Annotated in this window: 1 pseudogene; it reads left to right on the top strand. The window is 55.3% G+C overall.

The window, feature by feature from the left end:
- Positions 1-73 precede the first annotated feature (73 nt).
- Positions 74-253, top strand: a pseudogene (locus IV91_RS0115325) (RNA-guided endonuclease TnpB family protein); the annotation flags it as partial.

Below are 253 nucleotides of genomic sequence, written 5' to 3'. Positions count from 1 at the left end.
TGCCGCCAACGTCCGCAAGGACTGGCAGCATAAACTCACCACCTCCATCGTTCGCGAGAACCAAACGATTGCGATGGAATCCCTGTATGTCCGTGGCATGACGGCTAGTGCGAAAGGAAGTGCTGATAAGCCCGGATCGAACGTCAAGGCCAAGTCAGGCCTGAACCGTTCGGTCCTGAATGCGGGATTTGGTGAGATTGCCCGACAACTGGAATATAAGGCTGTCTGGGCCGGTCGAACGGTTGTCAAGATC

The organism is Ferrovum myxofaciens, assembly GCF_000735045.1.
Taxonomy (GTDB): domain Bacteria; phylum Pseudomonadota; class Gammaproteobacteria; order Burkholderiales; family Ferrovaceae; genus Ferrovum; species Ferrovum myxofaciens.
This window is presented reverse-complemented; position numbering and strand designations above follow the sequence as displayed.